This window comes from Streptomyces sp. NPDC026092, from assembly GCF_040638605.1.
In the GTDB taxonomy this organism is placed as follows: Bacteria; Actinomycetota; Actinomycetes; order Streptomycetales; family Streptomycetaceae; genus Streptomyces.
The window spans coordinates 1-22453 of sequence record NZ_JBEZYN010000014.1 but is presented as its reverse complement, the minus strand read 5'-3'; the positions used below and the strand labels follow the sequence as shown (position 1 = coordinate 22453).

The following is a 22453-nucleotide window of genomic DNA, read 5'->3' as shown; positions in this document are numbered from 1 at the left end:
TCATAGGACGTTTCCACAGAGTGGAACTTGAATTCCGCGAGACAGAACGTAGTTTTCACCAAAGGAAGCGTCAACAGTCGGGGCGTTCTTCGTAGGATCGTCCGATGCGCACGCCGGAGGGCCCGCTTCCGCTCCGCGTGCGCGGGGTGGAAACGGGCCCTCCGGGCCGCCGGTGACCGGTTCAGCGGCCGTTCCGGCGGTGCCACTCCTCCGCGAGAAGGCGGTACGAACGCACCCGGTCGGCGTGGTCGTGCGTGATCGTGGTGACGAGGAGTTCGTCCGCGCCCGTGGCCTCCTGGAGCTGCTCCAGCTGGTCGGCGACCCGGGCCGGGGAGCCGACGAACTGGGTGTCGACCCGGTCGGCGACGAGCGTCAGGTCCGCCTCGGTCCAGTCGTGGTCGAGGGCCTCGTCCGGGGTCGGGAAGGGAACGGCGCCCTCGCCGGTGCGGATGGAGCGGACCCAGAGGCCGTAGCCGGTCGCCAGTTCGCGCGCGGTCTCGTCGTCCTCCGCCACGACGACGTCCGCGGAGACGCTGACGTACGGCCGGTCGAGCTCCTCGGACGGCTTGAAGGCGGCGCGATAGCCGTCGGCCGCCTCCAGTACGGTCGCCGGGCTGACGTGGTAGTTCGCGGCGAAAGGCAGCCCGTTGCGGCCGGCGACCTCGGCGCTCGCCCCGCCGCTGCTGCCGAGGATCCAGACCTCCACCTCGGCGCCCTCACCGGGGACGGCGTGCGCCTCGACCCCGTCGGCCGAGCGGTACTCGCCGCGCAGCAGCGCCAGGATGTCGTCCACCTGCTCGCCGTACTCCTGAGAGCGGGCGCCGGGCAGGTGCAGGAGCTGGTGCTGGACGCGGAAGCGCGGCGAGTCGATCAGGTGCTCGAAGGAGAACCGCGCCGGGATCGCGAGCCCGTTGGGCGCACGCCCGGCGACGACGGGCGTGGCGGCCTCGGCGGACCCGGCGGCTCCGGCCGGCGGCCCCGAGGGGCGGCCGCCGGAACGGCCGAGGCCCAGGTCGATGCGGCCGGGGTGCAGGGCGTCGATCAGGCCGAACTCCTCGACGGTGGACAGGGCCGTGCGGTGGCCGAGCAGCACGGCCCCCGAACCGATCCGGATCGTGGAGGTCGCGGCGGCCGTCAGCGCGAGGACGACGGCGGGCGAGGCGCCGGCCACGCCCGGGTTGAGGTGGTGCTCGGCGAACCAGTAGCGGGCGTAGCCGAACCGCTCGGCCTGCTGGGCGAGGTCGATGCTGTTGCGGAGCGCGTCGGCGGCGGTCGAGCCGGACGATATCGGGACGAGGTCGAGGACCCCGAGCGGGATGGCGGGCATGAACGGGTGCTCCTCAGCGGTCGGCGGGCGTGGGGGTCGGGGCGGCCTCGGTCCGGGCGGCCTCGGTCGGGGCGGCCTCGGTCCGGGCGGCCTCGGTCGGGGTGGCCTCGCCGCCGAGGACCGGGGCCCACGGGAACGGCGGGTCGGGGATCTCCTTGCGCAGCACCGGCGCGATGTCGGACTGGAAGCGCTCCAACGACGCTCGGTGCTGACCTTCCGTCAACCCACCTGCGTCTGCCTGGAGATGGAGCACGCTGTGGCCCAACTGCTCGTGGTACCGGTGTACCTTCTCGATCACCTGCTGCGGGCTGCCGATGAGCGCCGAGCTGCGCTCGACGAAGTCCTCCAGGGTCAGGAACACCGGCTCCAGGCCCAGCTGCTTCTGGAACGCGAGGTTCGCCTCGAAGACCGGCCGGTACGCGGCGAGCGCCTCCTGTGACGTACGGGCCGTGTGGAAGCCGGCCGTCCCCGCGCCGACGACCGCGTGGGCCGGGTCGTGCCCGTGGTGCTCCCAGCGCTCGCGGTAGTGGCGGACGAGCGCGGCGTACGGCTCGACGGGGTGCGTGACGTTGGCGGAGAAGAGCGGGTCCCCGTAGCGGGCGGCGAGGTCGACGGACTCCTCGCTGGTCGCGCTGCCGTGCCAGACGCGGACCGGGCGCTGGAGCGGCCTCGGCCACACCTCGGCGGCGTCGAGCGCGGGCCGGAAGCGCGGGGTCGCGGTCACCCGGTCCTCGCGCCAGATCCGGCGGAACAGCTCGTACCCCTCGGCGTTGCGGTCCCACTGGTCCTCGGGGGTCACGTGGAACAGCTCGCGCTGGGCGGTGCCGTTGCCCTTGCCGATGATCAGGTCGAGCCGGCCGTCCGACAGGTGGTCCAGGGTCGCGTAGTCCTCGTACGCGCGCACCGGGTCGAGCAGGCTGAGCGTGGTGACGGCGGTGAAGAGCCGGATCCGGGCGGTGCGGGCGGCGATGTGGCTGAGGACGACCGGGGGCGAGGAGGAGATGAACGGCCGCTCGTGGCGCTCGCCGACGCCGAAGCCGTCGAAGCCGAGCTCCTCCGCGAGGACGGCGTTGTCGATCACCTCGCGGAAACGCTCGCGGGTGGGCTTCTTGACGCCCGTCACGGGGTCCGGGTCGTGCACGATGAGGGTGATGGCGAGGAACTTCACGACGCGGACCGCCCGTTGCCCGCGTGCGAGCGTTCGTCAGTGCGTTGGTCAGGGCGTTCGCCAGGGCGATCGTCAGGGCGTTCGTCCGGGTGGGCGAGGCCGAGATGGTCGCGGAGGGTCGTACCCGTGTACTCGTGCCGGAAGACGCCGCGCTCCTGGAGCAGCGGGACGACGGTGTCGGCGAACGCGTCCAGGCCACCGGGGGTCAGGTGCGGGACGAGGATGAAGCCGTCGGCGGCGTCCGCCTGGACGAGGGAGTCGATGGACTCGGCGACGGTGGACGGGGAGCCGACGAAGGACTGCCGGCCGGTGGTCTCGATGACCAGCTCGCGGATCGACAGCTTCTCCGCCTCCGCGCGGGCCCGCCACTCCCGGGCGACCGCGAGCCGATCGCGGAACATCCGGACGCTGGCCCGGCCCTGGACGACCGTGTGCTCACCGGGGTCCGGATCGATGTCGGGGAGCGGGCCGTCCGGGTCGTAGCCGGACAGGTCCCGGTTCCAGACCTGCTCCAGGTGGGCGAGGGCCGTCTGCCCGCTGACCTGCTGCCGGCGCACCTCGTGGGCCAGCTCCCGCGCCTCGGCGTCCGTGTCGCCGAGGACGAAGGTGGCGGCCGGCAGGATCAGCAGCTCGTCGTGGGTGCGGCCGTAACGGGCGAGGCGCCCCTTGACGTCGGCGTAGAAGGCACGTCCCGCGTCGAGGCCGCTGTGCCGGCTGAAGATCGCGTCCGCGTCGGCGGCGGCGAACTCGCGGCCCTCCTCCGAGTCGCCGGCCTGGAAGATCACCGGCCGGCCCTGCGGGGAGCGCGGGACGTTGAACCGGCCCGCGATGTCGAAGTGCCGTCCCCGGTGGGCGAAGGCTCCGGCCCCCGCGTCCTTCAGGAAGATGCCGGCCTCCGGGTCGGCGACCAGCTCGTCGCCGTGCCAGGAGTCGAAGAGTTCGCGTGCCGTGGCGAGGAACTCCTGGGCCCGGGAGTAGCGCTCCTCCTGCGGGAGGAAGCCGCCGCGCCGGAAGTTCTCGCCGGTGAACGCGTCCCAGGAGGTGACGACGTTCCAGGCGGCGCGCCCGCCGGAGAGGTGGTCCAGGCTCGCGAACTGGCGGGCCACCTCGTAGGGCTCGTTGAAGGTGGAGTTGATGGTGCCGGTCAGGCCGAGGTGCTCGGTGACGGCGGCGAGCGCCGACAGGACGGTGAAGGTGTCGGGGCGCCCGACGACGTCCAAGTCGTAGATCTGCCCGCCCTGTTCGCGCAGCCGCAGCCCCTCGGCGAGGAAGAGGAAGTCGAACTTGGCGCGCTCGGCGGTCCGGGCGAAGTGGGCGAACGAACTGAACTCGATGTGGCTGCCGGCTCTCGGGTCGCTCCACACGGTGGTGTTGTTGACGCCCGGGAAGTGGGCGGCCAGATGGATCTGCTTGACGGGCTTACGGGACTCACGGGGCGTGCTCGAACGGGTCATCGTCGTACGGCTCCTGCTGCTCGCGCGGTGGTGTGGCGGTTGGCCGGCCGGGCGAGCCCGAGCAGCCCGCGCAGGGTGTCCGCCTCGTAGCCGGAGCGGAAGACGCCCCGGCGCTGGAGTTCCGGCACCAGCTCCCGGGTGATCCGCTCCAGGTCGTGAGCGAGCACGCCGGGGCGCAGCCGGAAGCCGGTCAGGCCCGCCGCACGCCACTCCAGGAGCAGGTCCGCGAGCTCGGCGGGCGTCCCCGTGAAGATCCTGGCGTCGCTCGTGTGCGCCTCGCCCGCGAGCGCGTCCAGGCGCGCCTTGCGGGCGGCGGCCGCCCCCGGCTCGGCGTCCAGGAAGACGACCAGGTCGCCGAAGACGTGCAGGGTGTCCCCGGCGCGCCCGGACGCGCTCTGGGCGGTACGGATCTCGGCGACGATGGCGCGGGCGTGGTCGGCGTCGCGCGGGGTGACGTATCCGATGTCCGCCGCGCGGCCGACGAGCCGGTACGGGATGCTCAGGTGGGCCAGGGCGCTGACGACGGGCTGGCCCTGCGGCGGGCGTGGCGTGATCGACGGGCCCCTGACGCTGAAGTACCGGCCCTCGAAGTCGACGGGGTGGAGCCTGTCGCGGTCGATGAAGCGCCCGGTGGCGGCGTCCCGGATCTCCGCGTCGTCCTCCCAGCTGTCCCAGAGCCGGCGCACCACCTCGACGTGGTCGGCGGCCTCGTCGAACAGCTCGGTGAGAAGCTCGTCGCCCGCGGGGGTCTCGTACTCCTCGACGCCGAGCTTCGGGAACGTGCGGCGGCCGAAGTGCGCGGCCTCGCCGGTCCGCCCGGAGACCTGGATCCGCAGGCCCGCGCGGCCGTTGCTGACGTAGTCGAGGGTGGCGATCGCCTTGGAGACGTGGAAGGGCTCGGTGTGGGTGGCGACCACGGTCGGCACGAGGCCGATGTGCCGGGTCAGCGGCGCGACCCGGGCGGCGACGAGCACCGCGTCGAGCCGGCCGCGCACCTGGTCGGTGCGCTCGTCGGGCTCCGTGGGGTGCGAGGACTGGGGGCCGAGGGAGTCCTCGATGGTCACGAAGTCGAGCAGGCCGCGCTCGGCCTCGGCGACGAGGTCGGCCCAGTAGGCGGGGGTGAACAGTTCGTGGGGCCGGGCGCCCGGCTCGCGCCAGGCGGCCGGGTGCCAGCCCGCGCCGTCGAGCGCGACGGCGAGGTGGAGAGGACGGGTGGACGGGGGTGCGGACACGGCGGGAGTGCCTTCCTGGGCGGGCGACGGTACGGGGCAGGCCTGCGGGCCCGCCGTCAACCGGCCGCCGCCAGGACCGCCGTACGGCCGCCGAGGGCCTCGGAGAACTGGTCGACGATCTGGGCAAGAGCCCGGTCGGGGCCCGGCGCGACGGTCAGGGTGCCGTCGCCGGCGACCGCGATGTCCTTGTCGAGCGTGAACCAGCCCTGGACGATGTGCGCGGCGCCCATGGAGCTGAGCACCGGGCGGAGCGCGTAGTCGATCGCGAGGACGTGCGCGGTCGTCCCGCCGGTCGCCAGCGGCAGCACCGTCTTGCCGGCCAGCGCGTACTGCGGGAGCAGGTCGAGCAGCGACTTCAGGAGGCCGGAGTAGGCCGCCTTGTAGACGGGCGTGCCGATGACGACGCCGTCGGCGCGGGCGAAGAGCGCGGCCGCCTCGACGATCGCGGGATGACCGAAGTCGGCGCCGAGCAGCGCCTCGGCGGGCAGCGTACGGACGTCCAGCGGGACGACCTCGTGGCCCTGGGCCGTGAGGCGCGCGTCCAGGTGGCGCAGGAGTCGGGCGGTGCGTGAGGTGGCGGAGGGACTTCCGGAGACGGACAGGACGGTGGCCATGGCGGACCCTTCGGGCAGAAGTGGGGTGGGGACGGCTACTTGTTGGTCCGGGGCAGGCCGGGCGGGTTGATCTCGGAGCGCGTCACGGCCTCGGCGGTGAGCCCCCAGCGCTTCAGCACCTCGGCGTACGTGCCGTTCTCGATGACCTGGTTGAGCGCGTCGGCCAGCGGCTCGACGAGGCCGCTGTCCTTCTTCGTGGTGGCCGCGATGAGGCCCTGGAGGGAGGCGCCGGCGCCGGAGTAGGTGCCCACGACCTCCGTCTTCCCGGTGCTGGCCGCGTGGTAGGCGGCGGTCGGGTTCGGGCCGAGGAAGAGGTCGATACGGCCGGACTGGAGGGCGAGGTAGGTGTCGGAGGCGTTCTGGTAGTAGGCGATGTCAACGGGCTTGCGGCCGGCCTTCTCGTTCTCCTTGCTCCACTCCACCAGCAGTTTCTCCTGGTTGGTGCCGCTGCTCACGGCGACCTTCCTGCCCGCCACGTCCGCGGGTCCCGCGACCTTCAGACCGCTGCCCTTCTTCGACTCGAAGGCGAGGTCGTCCTTGCGGTAGGTCGCGAAGTCGTACTTGTCCTTGCGCTCCTCGGTGACGGTGATGTTGCTGAAGCCGACGTCGTACTTGGCGCTGTCGAGGCCGACGAAGATGTTCTCCCAGGAGACGGTGTTGATCTTGAGCTTCAGGCCGAGCACGTCGGCGACCAGCGAGGCGATGTCGGTCTCGACGCCGATGACGGTCTTGTTGTCGGTCGCGTAGAAGGTCAGCGGCGCCGCGGAGCCCGAGGAGTCGACGATCTCCAGGGTGCCTCTCTGGCGGATCTTCTCCGGGACCTTGGCGGCTATGGAGTCGACCTTGGCGGTGGTGACGCGCTTCTGGTCCGGGCCCAGGTTGATCTTCGTCGTGGTGCCCGAGGCCCCGGCGACCTCCGTCGTGCCGCCGTCGGACGGGTTGCCGCAGGCGGTGAGGGCGAGGGTGAGGACAAGGCCGAGCGCGGCGGTCAGGGACGTACGGCGGGTGAGCGAGGCGGTGGACATCGTCGTGCTCCTAGAGAAAGAGGGATCAGGGAAGGAAGGGGGTCAGAGGACCTTGGAGAGGAAGGCGCGGGTGCGCTCGTGGCGTGGGCTGTCGAGAACGGCCGAGGGCGGGCCCTGCTCCACGACGAGACCGCCGTCCATGAAGACCACGGTGTCGGCGACCTCGCGGGCGAAGCCGATCTCGTGGGTGACGACGATCATCGTGGTGCCGCTGCTCGCCAAGTCCTTGATGACGTCGAGGACTTCACCGACGAGTTCGGGGTCGAGCGCGGAGGTCGGCTCGTCGAAGAGGAGCACCTTCGGTTCGAGGGCCAGGGCGCGGGCGATCGCCACCCGCTGCTGCTGGCCGCCGGAGAGCTGGCGCGGGTAGGCGTCGGCCTTGTCGGCGAGACCGACCCGGTCGAGGAGGCGCCGGGCGGTCTCCTCCGCCTCCTTGCGGGGGCGGCGCAGGGCGGAGACGGGGGCCTCGACGAGGTTCCCGAGGACGGTCAGGTGCGGGAAGAGGTTGAAGTTCTGGAAGACGAACCCGATGTGGGTGCGCTGCCGCAGGACGTCCTTCTCCCGCAGCTCGTACAGCTTGTCGCCGGAGCGGCGGTAGCCGATGAGCTCGCCGTCGATGGCGATCCAGCCGCGGTTGACCTTCTCCAGGTGGTTGACCGTCCGCAGAAGGGTGGACTTGCCCGAGCCGGACGGGCCGAGGATCACCGTGACCTCGCCGGTCCGCACCTGGAGGTCGACTCCGCGCAGCACCTCCAGCGGGCCGAAACTCTTGTGGACGCCGTGGACGTCGACCATCACCTCGCTCATCGGTTGCCTCCCAACGGCTCCGAGGGGTTCGTGGACTTCAGGGGCTTGAGGGGCTTCAGGGGTGTGACGGGCAGGTCGCGCCGGGCCGCCGCCGTCCGCAGGTCGCGGAGGAAGCGCCGGGCCCGCTGGAGCGGGGTGGGCGGCGGGGTGCGGCTGCCGCCCCGGGCGAAGTGGCGCTCCACGTAGTACTGGCCGACCGTCAGGACCGTGGTCAGGACCACGTACCAGGCGGTGGCGACGAGCAGCAGCGGGATCACCCGCCCGTTGCGGCCATAGATGACCTGCACCTGGTAGAAGAGCTCGCCGATCGCCATCACGTAGACGACCGAGGTGCCCTTGAGCAGCCCGACGACCTCGTTGCCGGCGGTCGGCAGGATGGCGCGCATGGCCTGCGGCAGCACGATCCGGCGGATCTGCCGCAGCCGGGGGATCCCCAGCGCGGCGGCGGCCTCCAGCTGCCCGTGGTCGACGGCGAGGACTCCGCCCCGGACGATCTCGGCGGCGTACGCGGCCTGATGCAGCGTCAGGCCGATGATGGCGGCGCCGATGGTGCCGATCAGGCTGTTGCTGTCGACGGACCAGAAGACCGGCCCGAAGGGGATGCCGACGCCCAACCGCTCGTACAGGGCGCTGAGATTGAACCAGAACACCAGCTGGACGATCATCGGGATGGACCGGAAGATCCAGATGTACGTCCAGGCCACGGTCTGCAGCACCGGACTGTGCGACAGCCGCATGAAGGCGAGGACGGTGCCGAGGAGAAAACCGAGGACGGTGGCGTACGCGGTGAGCTGGAGGGTGACCCAGACGGCCTGGACGATCGTCTCGGACAGGATGTACTCGCCGAAGACGCTCCACTCCCAGACCGGGTTGGTGGCGAGGCCGTGGATGAACTGGGCGACCAGGACGGCGACGGCGACGGCGGCCGCCCAGCGGGCGTAGTGGCGGACGGGGACGACCTTGAGGGCGGCCGGGTCGGGCCGGCCGGATCTTCCGGGCGGGGCGTGGGGGCCCGGGCCGGCGGGCGGAGCGCTCGCGGCGGGGGCGGGGTCGGTGGTGAGTCCCATCGTGGTGACCTGCTCAACTCTTCTTGTGTTCGGGCGGGTTGATCCGCGAGGTCTCGATCGCGGACTCGGTGGTCCCCCACTTCTTCAGGATCCGGTCGTACGTCCCGTCCTTGATCAGCTCGTTGACGGCGGCCTGGAAGGCGGGGGTGAGCGGGGAGCCCTTCTTGAAGGCGAAGCCGACGTCGAGGCGGTGGAACTCGCCCAGGAAGGTGGTCTGCGAGGCGGGCTGGGCGGCCTGGTGGCGCAGCCCGTTGATGGTCGACATGACGACGTCGATCCGGCCCTGCTGGAGCGCGGTGAGCGTGGCCCCGTTCTCCGCATAGACCTTCACGTCGTACGGCTTCTTGCCGGCCTCCGCGCAGACGCCCTTGCGTGCGGTGAGGGTGGCCTCGAAGGTGGTGCCCGCGCCGGTGCCGATGGTCAGCCCGCAGAGCTGGGTGAGGTCGGTGACCCCGGTGCCGAGCGCCGTGTTGCCCTTCTTCACGGCGAAGCCCTGGCCGTCGTTGATGTACGTGACGAAGTCGATGGTCTTCAGGCGCTCGGTCGTGACGCCGAAATTGCCGGTCCCCAGGTCGTACTTGCCGCTGCCGAGGGCGGGCAGGATCGTCTCGAAGGAGGCGTCCTGGCGCTCCAGCTTCAGGCCGAGGACCTTGGCGGCCGCGTCGGCGAGGTCGATGTCCTGGCCGGCGGGCGGCTTGTCGGGGCCGTTGGGGTAGTACGCCCCGGGCGGGAAGCCGACGGAGCTGCCGACCCGCAGCGTGCCCGCCGCCCGCACGTCGGCGGGGAGCAGGGCTGCGACCTTGTCCACCGTACGGACGGTGGCGACCGGGTCGTCGGCCGGCGGCGCGGACGCCTGGGCACCCGCCGGGGTGGCGGACGTGGCGCCGGAACCGCAGGCGGTCAGCGCGAGGACCGGCAGCAGCGCGAGCGGGACGGCGACGCGCATCCGGGTGCCGAGCGCGCGTATCGCGGGGAGGTTCACTGGTCGGCGGCCTTTCCGGGCGGGTTGTCGGTGAGGTTCGGGGTGAGGTGCTCAGTGAGGTGCTTCTCGAAGGGCAGGAGGCCGAGGGTCTCCGGGGCGGCCTCGGTGTCGAAGAGCGGTGTGTAGCCGGTGACCAGGTAGAGGCCGCGCGCCTCCGGCTGACGCGGGCCGGTGGTCAGGTAGATCCGCCGGTAGCCGCGCTCGCGCGCCTCGCGCTCCAGTTCGGCGACGACCCGGCGGGCGAGGCCGCGCCTCCGGTGGGCGGAGTGCGTCCAGATCCGCTTCAGCTCCGCCGTGTCCGGGTCGTACCGGCGGAACGCGCCGCCCGCGACCGGCTCGCCGTCCTCCAGGAGCAGGATCAGGGCGCCGCCGTGGGGCTCCGTGAACTCCTCGTCCGGATAGCGGGAGAGTTCGGTGTGGGCGTCCTTGCCGTAGCGGGTGCTGTACTCCTCGCCGAGCTCGCGGATCAGCGGCTCCACCCGCGGGTCGGAGACCGGAACCTGAATCGACGTCAAGGCATCGAGCGGCGACGCCGGTTGAGCCGTCTCGGCGGCGTACGTCATGCCCGCACCGCCGCGAGGGTCCGCTCCGACGGCAGGCTCTCGCCCTTCGCCGCCCGCTCGGCGTCGCGTGAGGCCTCGCGCGCGGCGTCGCGCTTGGCGACCTCCTCGCGGACGATCGGGATCACGAACCGGCCGAAGTCGACCGCGTCGCCGAGCAGGTCGTAGCCCCGGGCGGAGAGGATGTCGACGCCGAGGTCGTAGTAGTCGAGCAGCGCCTGCGCGACCGTCTCGGGCGTGCCGACGAGGGCGTTGGAGTTGCCCGCGCCGCCGGTCGCGGCGGCCGTCGGGGTCCACAGCGCGCGGTCGTACCGCTCCCCCGCCTCGGCGATCGCGATCAGCCGCTGCGAGCCGGTGTTCTGCGGCGCGTCTCCCCGGTGGTGCCGGACGAGGCCCTGCTCGCGCCGGGCGCGGATCGCGCCGACCGTGCGGTGTGCCTTCTCCCAGGCCAGCTCCTCGGTCGGAGCGATGATCGGGCGGAACGCCACCTGGATGCGCGGTACGTCCGTACGCCCCGCGGCCTTCGCGGCGGCCTTGACCGCCTCGATCTGCGCGGCGGTCTCCGCGAGCGGCTCGCCCCACAGGCAGTAGATGTCGGCCTCGGCGCCGCCGGCTTCGTACGCGGCGGGCGAGGAGCCCCCGAACGAGACGCCGGGCCGGGGCTGTTGGACCGGGAAGACGTCACTGACGAAGTCGTGGAAGCGGTAGTGCTCGCCCTCGTGGTCGAAGGGCTCGTGCGTGGTCCAGATCTTCTTGACGATCCGGATGTACTCACGGGTGCGGGCGTACCGCTCGTCCTTGGTGAGTGGGTCGCCCTCCCGCCCCTGCTCGTGGTCGCTGCCGCCCGTGATGAAGTGGACGGTCAGCCGGCCCCCGCTGATCTGGTCGAGGGTCGCGAAGGTCTTCGCGGCGAACGTCGGGTACGAGACGTTGGGCCGGTGCGCGAGCAGGATCTGCAGCTTGTCCAGTCTGCTCGCGACGTACGCGGCGGCCGGCGCGGGATCCGGCGAACCGGAGCCGTACGCGAACAGGACCCGGTCCCAGCCGTGGTCCTCGTGCGCCCGGGCGAGCCGGAGCGTGTACTCCTTGTCGAACGCGCCGCCGGAGCGTGCGGTGGTCTCGGAGCCGTCATGGGTGGCGGCGATGCCAAGGAACTCCACTGGCATGGGAGATGGCCTTTCCTGAGGTCCTCAGTGGCCGCGCTCCCCGGGGGCGCCCGGGCACGCCGGAGCGGCCCTGGATGCGGCCGGGTGCGACGGCGCTTCAGGGTGGGAAGCGGGAGGGTGAGCAGGGGTGATGACGCCCGGGGCTGAGCCTCGGCCGAGGTGGTGCGGTGGTGGTGGGTGCGGCGGCGGCGCGTCACGTCACACACGCGGGACCTGCCGTACGGCGTCGTACGGCGGTGGTGCGACAACGTGGGAGAACGGCCCGCGACGGGGTTACCGAGGGAGGGAATGGGCCGGTCGGACGGCCCGCGGCCGCGTCAGGCGCAACACGCGGCGGACCACACACGACCGAAGTCGATGTGGTCTCGGGTGACCAGGCGCTGATCGGCATCCATGCGACCCATTCAGCAGCACATCTCGACTCTCGTCAACCATGGCCCGGGTTCGCGGCCCCAGTTGGGCGAAAGGTTTGCGTGGTTGACACAAACGCGAAGCGGCCGCCTACGATCGAGCCAGGAGCGGCTCCGCCTCGCGCGGTCGCCGCCCCCGCCGCGTTGAGGGACGCGGCGCGTGTGATGACGTCGTGCCCGAGGCCCACCCCACCCGCGCCTCCCTCTCCAGGAGACCCTCTGATGGTCCCGCCCTCCGCGCCCACGACCGCCCTCAAGGCCGACGGCCCCGCCGGCCCCGGCAGCCCCGGCACCGACCGCGGCGTCCCCGACCCCCACCTCGATCTGCCGCGCATCGTCCCGCGCCGGCGCGTCGGGCGATGGCTGACGGCCGTCGCCGCGCTGCTGGTCTTCGCGATGGTGGTCAACTCCGTCATCCGTAACCGCGCGTTCCAGTGGGACGTGGTCGGCCAGTACTTCACCACGGCCGCCGTGCTCGACGGGCTGCTGCTCACGCTCTGGCTGACCGCCGTCGTGATGGTGCTCGGCTTCGTCCTCGGCACCCCGCTGGCCGTGATGCGCCTCTCCTCGAACCTGGTCCTGTCCAGCCTGAGTTGGGGCTTCGTGTGGATCTTCCGGTCCACCCCGCTCCTGGTCCAGCTGCTCTTCTGGTTCAACATCGGTGCCCTGTATCCGATGCTCGGCCTGGGCATCCCCTTCGGCCCGGAGTTCCTCACCGTCAAGACGGTGAACCTGCTCGGCCCCACGCTCACCGCCGTCATCGGGCTGACCCTGCACGAGGCCGCGTACGCCGCCGAGGTGGTGCGCGGCGGCATCCTGTCGGTGGACGCCGGCCAGACGGAGGCCGCGCAGGCCCTCGGCATCGGCAGACGGCGCACCCTGCTCCGGATCGTCGTCCCGCAGGCGATGCGCTCGATCGTGCCGACCGCGGGGAACATGCTGATCGGCACGTTGAAGGGCACGAGCATCGTCAGCGTGCTCGCGGTGCACGACCTGCTGTACTCGGTGCAGCTGGTCTACAACCAGACGTACCAGGTCATCCCCCTGCTGATGGTCGCCACCGTCTGGTACGTCGCGGTCACGACCGTGCTCAGCACGGCCCAGTTCTACGTCGAGCGCCACTACGCGCGCGGCGCCGCCCGCGCCCTGCCGCCGACACCGCTGCAACGGCTCAGGACCCGGCTCACCGCGCTGAGGAGCGGCTGACGATACTGGACCGCATGCGGATCTCAGCCAGGGCGGACTACGCGGTACGTGCCGCACTGCAGCTCGCCGCGTCCCATGACGACGAGCCCCTCAAGACGGAGGCCATCGCCGACGCCCAGGACATCCCCCACAAGTTCCTCGAGGGCATCCTGAACGACATGCGCCGGGGCGGCCTCGTGGTCAGCCGGCGCGGTGGCAACGGGGGGTACCGGCTGGCGAGGCCCGCGGAGTCCATCAGCATCGCGGACGTCATACGCGTCGTGGAGGGGCCGCTCGTCTCGGTACGGGGTGTCCGCCCACCGGACCTGTCGTACACCGGCGCCGCCGTGTCGCTGCTGCCCCTGTGGGTCGCGCTGCGGTCCAATGTGCGCGAGATCCTCGAAGGTGTGTCGCTCGCCGATGTCGCGGCGGCCGAACTCCCCACCGGCGTAACCGAATTGGCCAGCGCGCCGGACGCCTGGACGAACCCCTGAACCGCTCCTGAGGCGCCCCCGAAGTCCCTTCGATCTCACCAGACGAGACCATGCCGTCCACCATATGAACACCCTCTTGGGGTGTTCGCCGCCTTCTGCCACGATCCCTATCAACCAGGTAGGAGAACTAGGGATCTGCGGGGGTGGCCGACGTGCGCATGCGAATGTCCGACCGTGCTGTCCGCGTGTCGCTCCTCCTGACCTCGCGCCGTCACATCGACCTCGGCCGTCACTCCAGCGCCATCTGTCGCACCGCCTGAGGCACCGTCCACACCACGGGCCGCTCCGCCCACCCCTTGAGATCACTCACCACGTGCAGCCGTGCCCGTACACGCCTGTACGCACCTTCCTGATCACCCAGCTTCCGAGAGGACACCTCCGTGTCTGCCGCCAGACCGCTCACCACCCTGCGCAACGTCGCCGTCATCGCGGCGCTCCCCCTTCTGCTCGCTTCGTGCGGCTACGGCTCCGAGACCACGACGACCGACGAGAAGAAGGTGGCCGCCGAGGGCGCGAAGCTCTCCGCGGACACGGTCCGGCTCGGCTACTTCCCGAACCTGACCCACGCCACCGCCCTGGTGGGCGACCAGGAAGGCATCCTCCAGAAGGAGCTCGGCGGCACCCAGCTGAAGGTCTCCACCTTCAACGCGGGCCCCTCCGAGATCGAGGCCCTGAACGCCGACTCCATCGACATCGGCTTCATCGGCCCCTCCCCCGCCATCAACGGCTACACCAAGTCCAAGGGCAAGAACCTCCGCATCATCGCCGGCTCCGCCTCCGGTGGCGTGAAGCTGGTCGTCAACCCGGCCAAGATCAAGACCCTGGACGACATCAAGGGCAAGCGGATCGCGACCCCGCAGCTCGGCAACACCCAGGACGTCGCCTTCCTCAACTGGATCTCCGAGAAGGGCTGGAAGGTCGACGCCCAGAGCGGCAAGGGCGACGTCTCCGTCCTGCGCACGGACAACAAGGTGACCCCGGACGCCTACAAGTCCGGCTCCATCGACGGCGCCTGGGTCCCCGAGCCGACCGCCTCCAAGCTGGTCAGCGAGGGCGCCAAGGTCCTCCTCGACGAGTCGACCCTGTGGCCCGACAAGAAGTTCGTGATCACGAACATCATCGTGTCCCAGAAGTTCCTCACCGAGCACCCCGACGTCGTCGAGGCCGTCCTGCGGGGATCCACCAAGACCAACGAGTGGATCAACGCCAACCCGGACAAGGCCAAGGCCTCGGCCAACGCCAAGCTCAAGGAGCACACGGGCAAGCCGCTCGGCGCCCAGGTCATCGACTCCGCCTGGCCGTCCATCCAGTTCACCGATGACCCGCTGGCCACGACGCTCCAGGCCCAGGCCGACCACGCCGTCAAGGCCGGACTCCTCAAGCAGCCCAACCTCGACGGCATCTACGACCTGCGCCCCCTGAACAAGATCCTCAAGGCCGCGGGCAAGCCCGAGATCGGTGATGCCGGGCTCGGCACCAAGTAGGTCGTCGAGGTAGCTCGACGGAGATCGCCGTAGGTCGATCATCCAGGACCCTGTGCGCCACACGGAAACCTTTCCGTGTGGCGCACCAGTCGTTTTCGGCCTTCCTCGCGGGCTTCACTGGCCTGGAAGGAGTGGCCGAGCGGCTGGGGAGACATGGACCTGAACACCGTGAACGACGTGCGCGACGCCCGGCGCCGTGAGCCCTGGCGGGCGGGCGACGCATGGCTGGGCGGGGGTACGTATCTGTTCTCCGAGCCGCAGCCGCACCTGCGCCGCCTCGTCGATCTGAGCCGCATGGGCTGGGAGCCGCTCACGCTCAGGACGGACGGCTCGCTGGAGATCGCGGCCACCTGCACGATCGCCCAACTCTCCCGGTTCGGCCGGTCGTTCGGCGCCCGGGCGGCTCCGCTGATCGAGCAGTGCTGCCGGGCGTTCCTCGCCTCGTTCAAGATCTGGAACATGGCGACCGTCGGCGGGAACCTGTGCAACGCGCTGCCGGCCGGGCCGATGATCTCGCTGACCGCCGCCCTCGACGGGGAGTGCCTGCTCCAGTCGCAGGCCGGGACGGTGCGCCGGGTGAAGGTCGCGGACTTCGTCACCGGCGCGGGCCGCAAGGACCTCGCCGAGGGCGAGCTGCTGCGCTCGGTCACCCTGCCGGCCCGGGCGCTCGCCTCCCGTACGGCGTACCGACAGGCCTCGCTCTACGGGCTCGGCCGCTCGGGCGCCCTGGCCATCGGGGCGCTCGACCCGGTGGACGGCTCGCTGGCGGTGACGATCAGCGCGGCGACCGTACGGCCGTTCCGCCTCTGGTTCCCGCTGCCGCCTGACCGGGAGGAGCTGCGCCGGGCGGTCGAGGCCGCCGTCGGCGCGGACGACTGGTTCGACGACATCCACGGCCTGCCCGAGTGGCGGCGGCACATGGGTTTCCGCCTCGCCGAGGAGGTCCGCCGCGAACTGGCGGCCCCGGCCATCGCGACGACCGGCGCCCCGACCACCGCACCGCCGCTCCCGGAGGGGGACCGATGACGTACGAGATCGAGATCAACCGGCGCACCTTCGACGAGGCGCCCCGCGCCGGCCAGTGCCTGCGCACCTACCTCCGCGAGCGCGGCTGGTTCGGGGTGAAGAAGGGGTGCGACGCGGGCGACTGCGGCGCGTGCACGGTCCACGTCGACGGGGAGCCCGTGCACAGCTGCCTCTACCCCGCCGTGCGGGCCGAGGGCCGCTCCGTCACCACCGTCGAGGGCCTCGCCTCCCCCGAGGGTGAACTCCACCCGGTGCAGCGGAAGTTCCTCGACGCGCAGGGCTTCCAGTGCGGGTTCTGCACCGCCGGGTTCCTGATGACGACCGCCGCCCTGGACGAGGAGCAGCTGACCGACCTGCCCCGCGCTTTCAAGGGCAACATCTGCCGCTGCACGGGCTATCGGGCCATCGAGGACGCCGTGCGCGGTGTGCGGCACACCGAACGCCCGTGCGCGGGGAAGGCGGTGGGGAAGAACCTCGGCGCACCCGCCGGGCCGCTCGTCGTCACCGGCACCGCCCGCTACACCTTCGACGTCGAGGTCCCCGGGCTGCTGCACATGAAGCTGCTGCGCTCCCCGCACCCGCACGCCCGGATCGTCTCGATCGACACCGCCGCGGCGCTGCGCGTCCCGGGTGTCCACGCCGTCCTCACCCACGAGGACGCCCCGGCCACCCTGTACTCCAGCGCCCGGCACGAGCACCCCACCGAGGACCCCGACGACACCCGGGTCCTCGACGACACCGTGCGGTTCGTCGGGCAGCGGGTCGCGGCCGTCGTCGCCGACAGTGAGCAGGCAGCCGAGGAGGGGTGCCGGCGGATCGAGGTGGTGTACGAGCAACTCCCGTACGTCACCGACCCCGAGGCCGCGATGGCGCCCGGCGCGCCCGCGCTCCACGGTGACAAGGGGCCCGAGGCGCGGATCGCGCGGGCCGCCGAGAACGTGGCGGGCGAGGTGCACGGCGAGATCGGCGACGTCGTGACGGGGTTCGCGGAGGCGGACGTCGTGTACGAGGAGGCCTTCCGCACCCAGCGCGTCCAGCACGCCAGCCTCGAGACCCACGGCTGTGTCGCGTACTTCGAGCCGAAGGAGGACGGCACGGGTGAGCGGCTCACCGTCCGTTCCTCCACCCAGACCCCGTTCCTGACGCGGCGCGCCCTCTGCGCCCTGTACGGCCTGCCCGAGGACGAGGTCCGGGTCGTCGCGGGCCGGGTGGGCGGCGGCTTCGGCGGCAAGCAGGAGATGCTGACGGAGGACATCGTCACGCTGGCCGCGCTGAAGCTGCGCCGGCCGGTGAAGCTGGAGTACACCCGGGCCGAGCAGTTCTACGGCGCGAGCACGCGCCACCCCTTCACCATCCGTATCAAGGTCGGGGCGCGCGCCGACGGCACGCTGACCGCCGTGCAGATGCGGGTCGTGTCCAACACGGGCGCGTACGGCAACCACGGTCCTGCCGTCATGTTCCACAGCGTGGGCGAGTCGTTCGCCGTCTACCGCGCCCCGCACAAGAAGGTCGACGCGTTCTCCGTGTACACGAACGTGGTCCCGGCGGGCGCCTTCCGCGGGTACGGCCTCGGCCAGGTCACGTTCGCCGTGGAGTCGGCGATGGACGAGCTGGCCCGGCTGCTCGGCATGGACCCGCTGGCCTTCAGGGAGAAGAACATCATCGGCCCCGGGGAGGCCATGCACAGCCCGATCGGCGAGGAGGAGGACCTGCACATCGCCTCGTACGGACTCGACCAGTGCCTGGCGGTGGTCCGCAAGGCCCTCGCCGAGGACACCAGCCACCGCGACGCGCCCGAGGGCTGGCTCGTCGGCCAGGGCACGGCCATGGCGATGATCGCGACCGGTCCTCCGGGCGGCCACTACGCCGACGCCCGCGTCTCCCTGCTCGCGGACGGTACGTACGACATCGCCGTCGGCACCGCCGAGTTCGGCAACGGCACGACCACCGTCCACAAGCAGATCACCGCGGGGGCGCTGAACACCACCGAGGACCGCATCGCGATCCGGCAGTCCGACACCGACGTCGTACGGCACGACACGGGCGCCTTCGGCTCGGCCGGCACCGTCGTCGCCGGCAAGGCGGTCCTGCTGGCCGCGACCTCGCTCGCCGAACGGTTGCGGACGTTCGCCGCCCGGCACACGGGCGTGGCCCGGCACCTGTGCGTGCTCGGGGCCGAGGCCTTCGACTGCGCGGGCCGGACGGTGACCCTCAAGGAGCTGTACGAGGCGGCGCACGCGAGCGGCGCCGTCGAGGAGATCCGGGCGGACGGCCACTGGGGCGGGTCCCCGCGGTCGGTCGCGTTCAACGCCCAGTGGTTCCGGATCGCCGTCGACCCGGACACGGGCGAGATCCGCATCCTGCGCAGCGTCCACTCCGCCGACGCGGGCAAGGTGATGAACCCGATGCAGTGCCGGGGCCAAGTCGAGGGCGGTGTCGCCCAGGCGCTGGGCGCGACCCTCTTCGAGAACGTCCGGGTCGACGAGCGGGGCGAGGTGACCACGGCCACGTTCCGCCGGTACCGGCTGCCGCAGTACGCCGACGTCCCGCGCACCGAGGTGCACTTCACCGAGACGACGGACGCGATCGGCCCGCTCGGCGCCAAGTCGATGAGCGAGAGCCCGTTCAATCCGGTCGCCCCCGCCTTCGCCAACGCGCTGCGCGACGCCACCGGCATCCGCTTCACCGAGATGCCGGTCACCCGCGACCGCGTGTGGCGGGCGATCCACCACCGGCGCCTTGGCACATGAACCTGGAAGGTGCGTAGGTTGGACGACGCCGACCTCGACGAGGCGGGCACCCAGCTCGTCGTCCCGTCCGACCGCTGCGGCGCGCGGTACGTGAGCGCCGTGAAGCGGATCTGGGTCGGCACGTGCCGACCGCCGGCCGACATGGAGACCTGAACCGCTCTACGGTGTCGCCCATGCAGTCCTACACCATCGGGCAGGCAGCCCGTCTTCTGGGCGTGAGCCCCGACACCGCGCGACGCTGGGCCGATGCCGGCCGCGTTCCGACCCTCCGCGACGACAGCGGCCGCCGGCTGATCGACGGCCGCGACCTGGCCGCCTTCTCCGTGGAGCTCGCCCAGGGCGGGGGCGAGGACGACGCGTCCTACACCTCCGCCCGCAACGCCTTCCCCGGCATCGTCACGGCGATCAAGCTCGGCGACATCGCGGCCCAGGTCACCATCCAGGCCGGCCCGCACCGGCTGGTCTCCCTCCTCACCCGCGAGGCCGTGGAAGAGCTGGGCCTCGAAGTCGGCATGCAGGCCACCGCCCGCGTGAAGTCGACCAGCGTGCACATCGACCGCACCTGAGACCCGCCGCTCCCCTGGCCACTGGCGCCCATGGCACTGAGTGTGTTTTGCTGAGGGTACTCAGTGCCACAAGCCTTAGGGGAGCTCACCATCATGGGCAAGGACTTCGACCTGTATCGCCTGTCGGAGGAGCACGAGATGCTCCGGGAGACGGTCCGCGCGCTGGCGGAGGCGAAGATCACGCCGTTCGCGGCCGCGGTCGACGAGGAGGCCCGGTTCCCGCGCGAGGCGCTGGAGGCCCTCGTCGCGGCGGACCTGCACGCGGTGCACGTGCCGGAGACGTACGGCGGCGCGGGCGCGGACGCGCTGGCGACGGTGATCGTGATCGAGGAGGTCGCCCGCGCGTGCGGCTCGTCCTCGCTGATCCCCGCGGTCAACAAGCTGGGCTCCCTGCCGGTGATCCTGTCGGGCTCGGAGGAGCTCAAGAAGACCTACCTCGGCCCGCTGGCGCGCGGCGAGGCGATGTTCTCCTACTGCCTGTCGGAGCCGGACGCCGGCTCGGACGCGGCCGGCATGAAGACCCGCGCGGTCCGTGACGGCGACACCTGGGTCCTCAACGGCGTGAAGCGCTGGATCACCAACGCCGGCGAGTCGGAGTTCTACACGGTGATGGCCGTCACCGACCCCGAGAAGCGCTCCAAGGGCATCTCCGCGTTCGTGGTGGAGAAGGGCGACGAGGGCGTCTCCTTCGGCGCGCCCGAGAAGAAGCTCGGCATCAAGGGCTCCCCGACCCGCGAGGTCTACCTCGACAACGTCCGCATCCCCGCCTCGCGGATGATCGGCGCTGAGGGCACCGGGTTCGCCACCGCGATGAAGACCCTGGACCACACCCGTATCACCATCGCCGCGCAGGCCCTCGGCATCGCGCAGGGCGCGCTGGACTACGCCAAGGGCTACGTCCAGGAGCGCAAGCAGTTCGGCAAGCCGATCGCCGACTTCCAGGGCGTGCAGTTCATGCTCGCGGACATGGCGATGAAGCTCGAGGCCGCCCGCCAGCTCACCTACGCCGCCGCCGCGAAGAGCGAGCGGGTGGAGGGCGACCTGACGTTCTTCGGCGCGGCCGCGAAGTGCTTCGCCTCCGACGTCGCGATGGAGGTCACCACCGACGCCGTCCAGCTCCTCGGCGGCTACGGCTACACCCGTGACTACCCGGTCGAGCGCATGATGCGCGACGCCAAGATCACCCAGATCTACGAGGGCACCAACCAGGTCCAGCGCATCGTCATGGCCCGCAACCTCCCGTAAGCACCCGCCACTTGAAAGGAGCCAGGCCGTGACCCTGAGGATCGCTGTCTGTGTGAAGTACGTTCCCGACGCGACCGGTGACCGCGGTTTCGCCGACGACCTGACGGTCGACCGCGACGAGGTCGACGGGCTGCTGTCGGAGCTCGACGAGTACGCGGTCGAGCAGGCGCTGCGCATCTCGGAGGAGTCCGACGACGCCGAGGTCACCGTCGTCACCGTCGGCCCGGACGACGCCAAGGACGCGCTGCGCAAGGCGCTGTCGATGGGCGCCGACAAGGCCGTCCACGTCAACGACGACGACATCCACGGCACCGACGTCATCGGCACCTCCGCCATCCTCGCCAAGGCCCTGGAGAAGACCGGTTTCGACCTGGTCATCTGCGGCATGGCGTCGACGGACGGCACGATGGGCGTGCTGCCGGCGCTGCTCGCCGAGCGGCTGAGCCTGCCCCAGGTCACCCTGCTCTCCGAGGTCTCGGTAGAAGGCGGACTTGTCAAGGGCCGCCGGGACGGCGACGCCGCCACCGAGCTCCTCGAGGCCCCGCTGCCCGCCGTCGTCTCGGTCACCGACCAGTCCGGCGAGGCCCGTTACCCCTCCTTCAAGGGGATCATGGCCGCCAAGAAGAAGCCGGTCGAGGAGCTGGACCTGGACGACCTCGGCATCGACGCCGACGAGGTCGGCCTCGCCGGGTCCTGGACCCTGGTCGAGTCGGCCGCGGCGCGCCCGGCGCGTACCGCGGGCACGATCGTCACCGACGAGGGCGACGGCGGCAAGCAGCTCGCCGCGTTCCTCGCCACCCAGAAGTTCATCTGATCCACCGTCACTATCGTTCAGGAGCAAGGAATCATGGCTGAGATCCTGGTTCTCGTGGACCACGCCGACGGTGCGGTCCGCAAGCCGGCGCTCGAACTGCTCACGCTGGCCCGCCGGATCGGCGAGCCGACGGCCGTCGTGCTCGGCGCCGGCGAGGCCGCCGCGTCGATCGCCGCCACCGCCGGCGAGTACGGCGCCGCGACCGTGTACGTCGCGGACGGCGCGGAGTTCACCGATCAGCTCGTCGTGCCGAAGGTCGACGCGCTCACGCAGCTCGCGAAGGACAAGGGCGTCGCCGCCGTCCTCGTGACCTCCTCGGGCGAGGGCAAGGAGATCGCCGCGCGCGTCGCCCTGCGCCTCGGCTCGGGTCTGATCACCGACGCCGTGGAGCTGGAGGCCGGTGACGAGGGCCCGGTCGCGACCCAGTCCGTCTTCGCCGCCTCGTACTCGGTGAAGTCGCGGGTCTCGCACGGCGTGCCGGTCATCACCGTCAAGCCCAACTCCGCCGCCCCGGAGGCCGCCCCGGCCGCCGGTACGGTCGAGAACGTCACCGTCGCCTTCACCGGCAACGCCGCCACGGTCGTCTCGCGCACCCCGCGCGTCTCCACCGGCCGCCCCGAGCTGACCGAGTCCGCGATCGTGGTCTCCGGCGGTCGCGGTGTCGGCGCGGCCGAGGGCTTCGCGGTCGTCGAGAAGCTCGCGGACTCCCTCGGTGCGGCGGTCGGCGCCTCGCGCGCCGCGGTCGACGCCGGCTGGTACCCGCACTCCAACCAGGTGGGCCAGACCGGCAAGCAGGTCTCGCCGCAGCTGTACATCGCGGCGGGCATCTCCGGCGCGATCCAGCACCGGGCGGGCATGCAGACCTCGAAGACGATCGTGGCCGTCAACAAGGACGCGGAGGCCCCGATCTTCGATCTGGTGGACTACGGCGTGGTCGGCGACCTCTTCGAGGTCCTGCCGCAGCTGACCGACGAGATCGGCGCGCGCTAGCGGCACCAGGGGCACTCCCCCGTCGAACGGAAGCGGCCCGGGGGCCGGGGGGGCCCCGCGCCCCGGGCCGGGGGGTGGGGGGGGCCG

21 protein-coding genes and 1 pseudogene are annotated in these 22453 nt (G+C 71.6%); 11 read left to right on the top strand and 11 right to left on the bottom strand.

All coding sequences use genetic code 11. The features are described from left to right. Positions 1–181 precede the first annotated feature (181 nt). From AB0F56_RS22565 to AB0F56_RS22515, 11 genes are read right to left on the bottom strand one after another with little or no spacing between them, the layout of a single operon-like run. Positions 182–1327: an MsnO8 family LLM class oxidoreductase gene (locus tag AB0F56_RS22565; protein WP_362012518.1), complete on the bottom strand. Its 1146-nt coding sequence runs from the start codon at positions 1325–1327 to the stop codon at positions 182–184. A 13-nt stretch (positions 1328–1340) separates the two neighbouring features. Further along, complete coding sequence (locus tag AB0F56_RS22560) at positions 1341–2495, bottom strand: LLM class flavin-dependent oxidoreductase (protein WP_362012516.1); 1155 nt, start codon at positions 2493–2495, stop codon at positions 1341–1343. After that, positions 2492–3949 (bottom strand): NtaA/DmoA family FMN-dependent monooxygenase, encoded by a 1458-nt coding sequence (locus AB0F56_RS22555; RefSeq protein WP_362012513.1) that lies wholly within the window; start codon positions 3947–3949, stop codon positions 2492–2494. Before AB0F56_RS22555 ends, AB0F56_RS22560 begins: the two co-directional genes overlap by 4 nt. Further along, a complete protein-coding gene (locus AB0F56_RS22550; protein WP_362012510.1) occupies positions 3946–5181 on the bottom strand; it encodes an LLM class flavin-dependent oxidoreductase in 1236 nt (411 codons plus the stop codon). The genes AB0F56_RS22555 and AB0F56_RS22550 overlap by 4 nt, the downstream gene beginning before the upstream one ends. 56 nt (positions 5182–5237) lie before the next feature. Further along, positions 5238–5795: an NADPH-dependent FMN reductase gene (gene ssuE / locus AB0F56_RS22545; RefSeq protein WP_362012508.1), complete on the bottom strand. Its 558-nt coding sequence runs from the start codon at positions 5793–5795 to the stop codon at positions 5238–5240. A gap of 35 nt (positions 5796–5830) precedes the next feature. Beyond that, a complete protein-coding gene (locus AB0F56_RS22540) occupies positions 5831–6820 on the bottom strand; it encodes an ABC transporter substrate-binding protein (protein WP_362012506.1) in 990 nt (329 codons plus the stop codon). Positions 6821–6862: 42 nt separating this feature from the next. Continuing rightward, entirely contained in the window at positions 6863–7627 is a 765-nt protein-coding gene (locus AB0F56_RS22535) for an amino acid ABC transporter ATP-binding protein (RefSeq protein WP_362012503.1), read from the bottom strand. Next, entirely contained in the window at positions 7624–8694 is a 1071-nt protein-coding gene (locus AB0F56_RS22530) for an amino acid ABC transporter permease (protein ID WP_362012501.1), read from the bottom strand. Before AB0F56_RS22530 ends, AB0F56_RS22535 begins: the two co-directional genes overlap by 4 nt. 13 nt (positions 8695–8707) lie before the next feature. Then, positions 8708–9640, bottom strand: coding sequence for an ABC transporter substrate-binding protein (locus AB0F56_RS22525; RefSeq protein WP_362012929.1), 933 nt, complete (start codon positions 9638–9640; stop codon positions 8708–8710). A gap of 32 nt (positions 9641–9672) precedes the next feature. Then, positions 9673–10191 (bottom strand): GNAT family N-acetyltransferase, encoded by a 519-nt coding sequence (locus AB0F56_RS22520; protein ID WP_362012498.1) that lies wholly within the window; start codon positions 10189–10191, stop codon positions 9673–9675. 44 nt (positions 10192–10235) lie between these two features. Beyond that, positions 10236–11402 (bottom strand): LLM class flavin-dependent oxidoreductase, encoded by a 1167-nt coding sequence (locus AB0F56_RS22515; protein ID WP_362012495.1) that lies wholly within the window; start codon positions 11400–11402, stop codon positions 10236–10238. A 632-nt stretch (positions 11403–12034) separates the two neighbouring features. On the opposite strand from AB0F56_RS22515, the gene AB0F56_RS22510 reads away from it, so the two are divergent. The 11 genes and pseudogenes from AB0F56_RS22510 (at position 12035) to AB0F56_RS22460 (ending at position 22366) form a co-directional block, all read left to right on the top strand. After that, positions 12035–13018, top strand: a complete 984-nt coding sequence (locus AB0F56_RS22510; protein ID WP_362012492.1) for an amino acid ABC transporter permease — start codon at positions 12035–12037, stop codon at positions 13016–13018. A gap of 14 nt (positions 13019–13032) precedes the next feature. Further along, positions 13033–13491: an Rrf2 family transcriptional regulator gene (locus tag AB0F56_RS22505; protein ID WP_362012489.1), complete on the top strand. Its 459-nt coding sequence runs from the start codon at positions 13033–13035 to the stop codon at positions 13489–13491. A gap of 158 nt (positions 13492–13649) precedes the next feature. Beyond that, positions 13650–13751, top strand: coding sequence for a putative leader peptide (locus AB0F56_RS22500; protein ID WP_362012928.1), 102 nt, complete (start codon positions 13650–13652; stop codon positions 13749–13751). 120 nt (positions 13752–13871) lie between these two features. Further along, complete coding sequence (locus AB0F56_RS22495) at positions 13872–14975, top strand: aliphatic sulfonate ABC transporter substrate-binding protein (protein WP_362012486.1); 1104 nt, start codon at positions 13872–13874, stop codon at positions 14973–14975. A 153-nt stretch (positions 14976–15128) separates the two neighbouring features. Then, the gene (locus AB0F56_RS22490) at positions 15129–16001 is read left to right on the top strand and encodes an FAD binding domain-containing protein (protein WP_362012484.1); all 873 of its coding nucleotides are present in this window, start codon (positions 15129–15131) and stop codon (positions 15999–16001) included. Next, a complete protein-coding gene (locus AB0F56_RS22485; protein ID WP_362012481.1) occupies positions 15998–18751 on the top strand; it encodes a molybdopterin-dependent oxidoreductase in 2754 nt (917 codons plus the stop codon). Before AB0F56_RS22490 ends, AB0F56_RS22485 begins: the two co-directional genes overlap by 4 nt. Positions 18752–18766: 15 nt before the next feature. Beyond that, positions 18767–18904: pseudogene (locus AB0F56_RS22480) on the top strand (molybdopterin-dependent oxidoreductase); the annotation flags it as partial. Between the two features lie 20 nt (positions 18905–18924). Beyond that, the gene (locus AB0F56_RS22475; protein WP_362012479.1) at positions 18925–19317 is read left to right on the top strand and encodes a helix-turn-helix transcriptional regulator; all 393 of its coding nucleotides are present in this window, start codon (positions 18925–18927) and stop codon (positions 19315–19317) included. Between the two features lie 93 nt (positions 19318–19410). After that, the gene (locus AB0F56_RS22470) at positions 19411–20562 is read left to right on the top strand and encodes an acyl-CoA dehydrogenase family protein (RefSeq protein WP_362012926.1); all 1152 of its coding nucleotides are present in this window, start codon (positions 19411–19413) and stop codon (positions 20560–20562) included. 28 nt (positions 20563–20590) lie between these two features. After that, a complete protein-coding gene (locus tag AB0F56_RS22465; RefSeq protein ID WP_362012476.1) occupies positions 20591–21376 on the top strand; it encodes an electron transfer flavoprotein subunit beta/FixA family protein in 786 nt (261 codons plus the stop codon). 33 nt (positions 21377–21409) lie between these two features. Beyond that, positions 21410–22366: an electron transfer flavoprotein subunit alpha/FixB family protein gene (locus AB0F56_RS22460; protein ID WP_362012473.1), complete on the top strand. Its 957-nt coding sequence runs from the start codon at positions 21410–21412 to the stop codon at positions 22364–22366. The last annotated feature ends 87 nt before the right edge of the window (positions 22367–22453 follow it).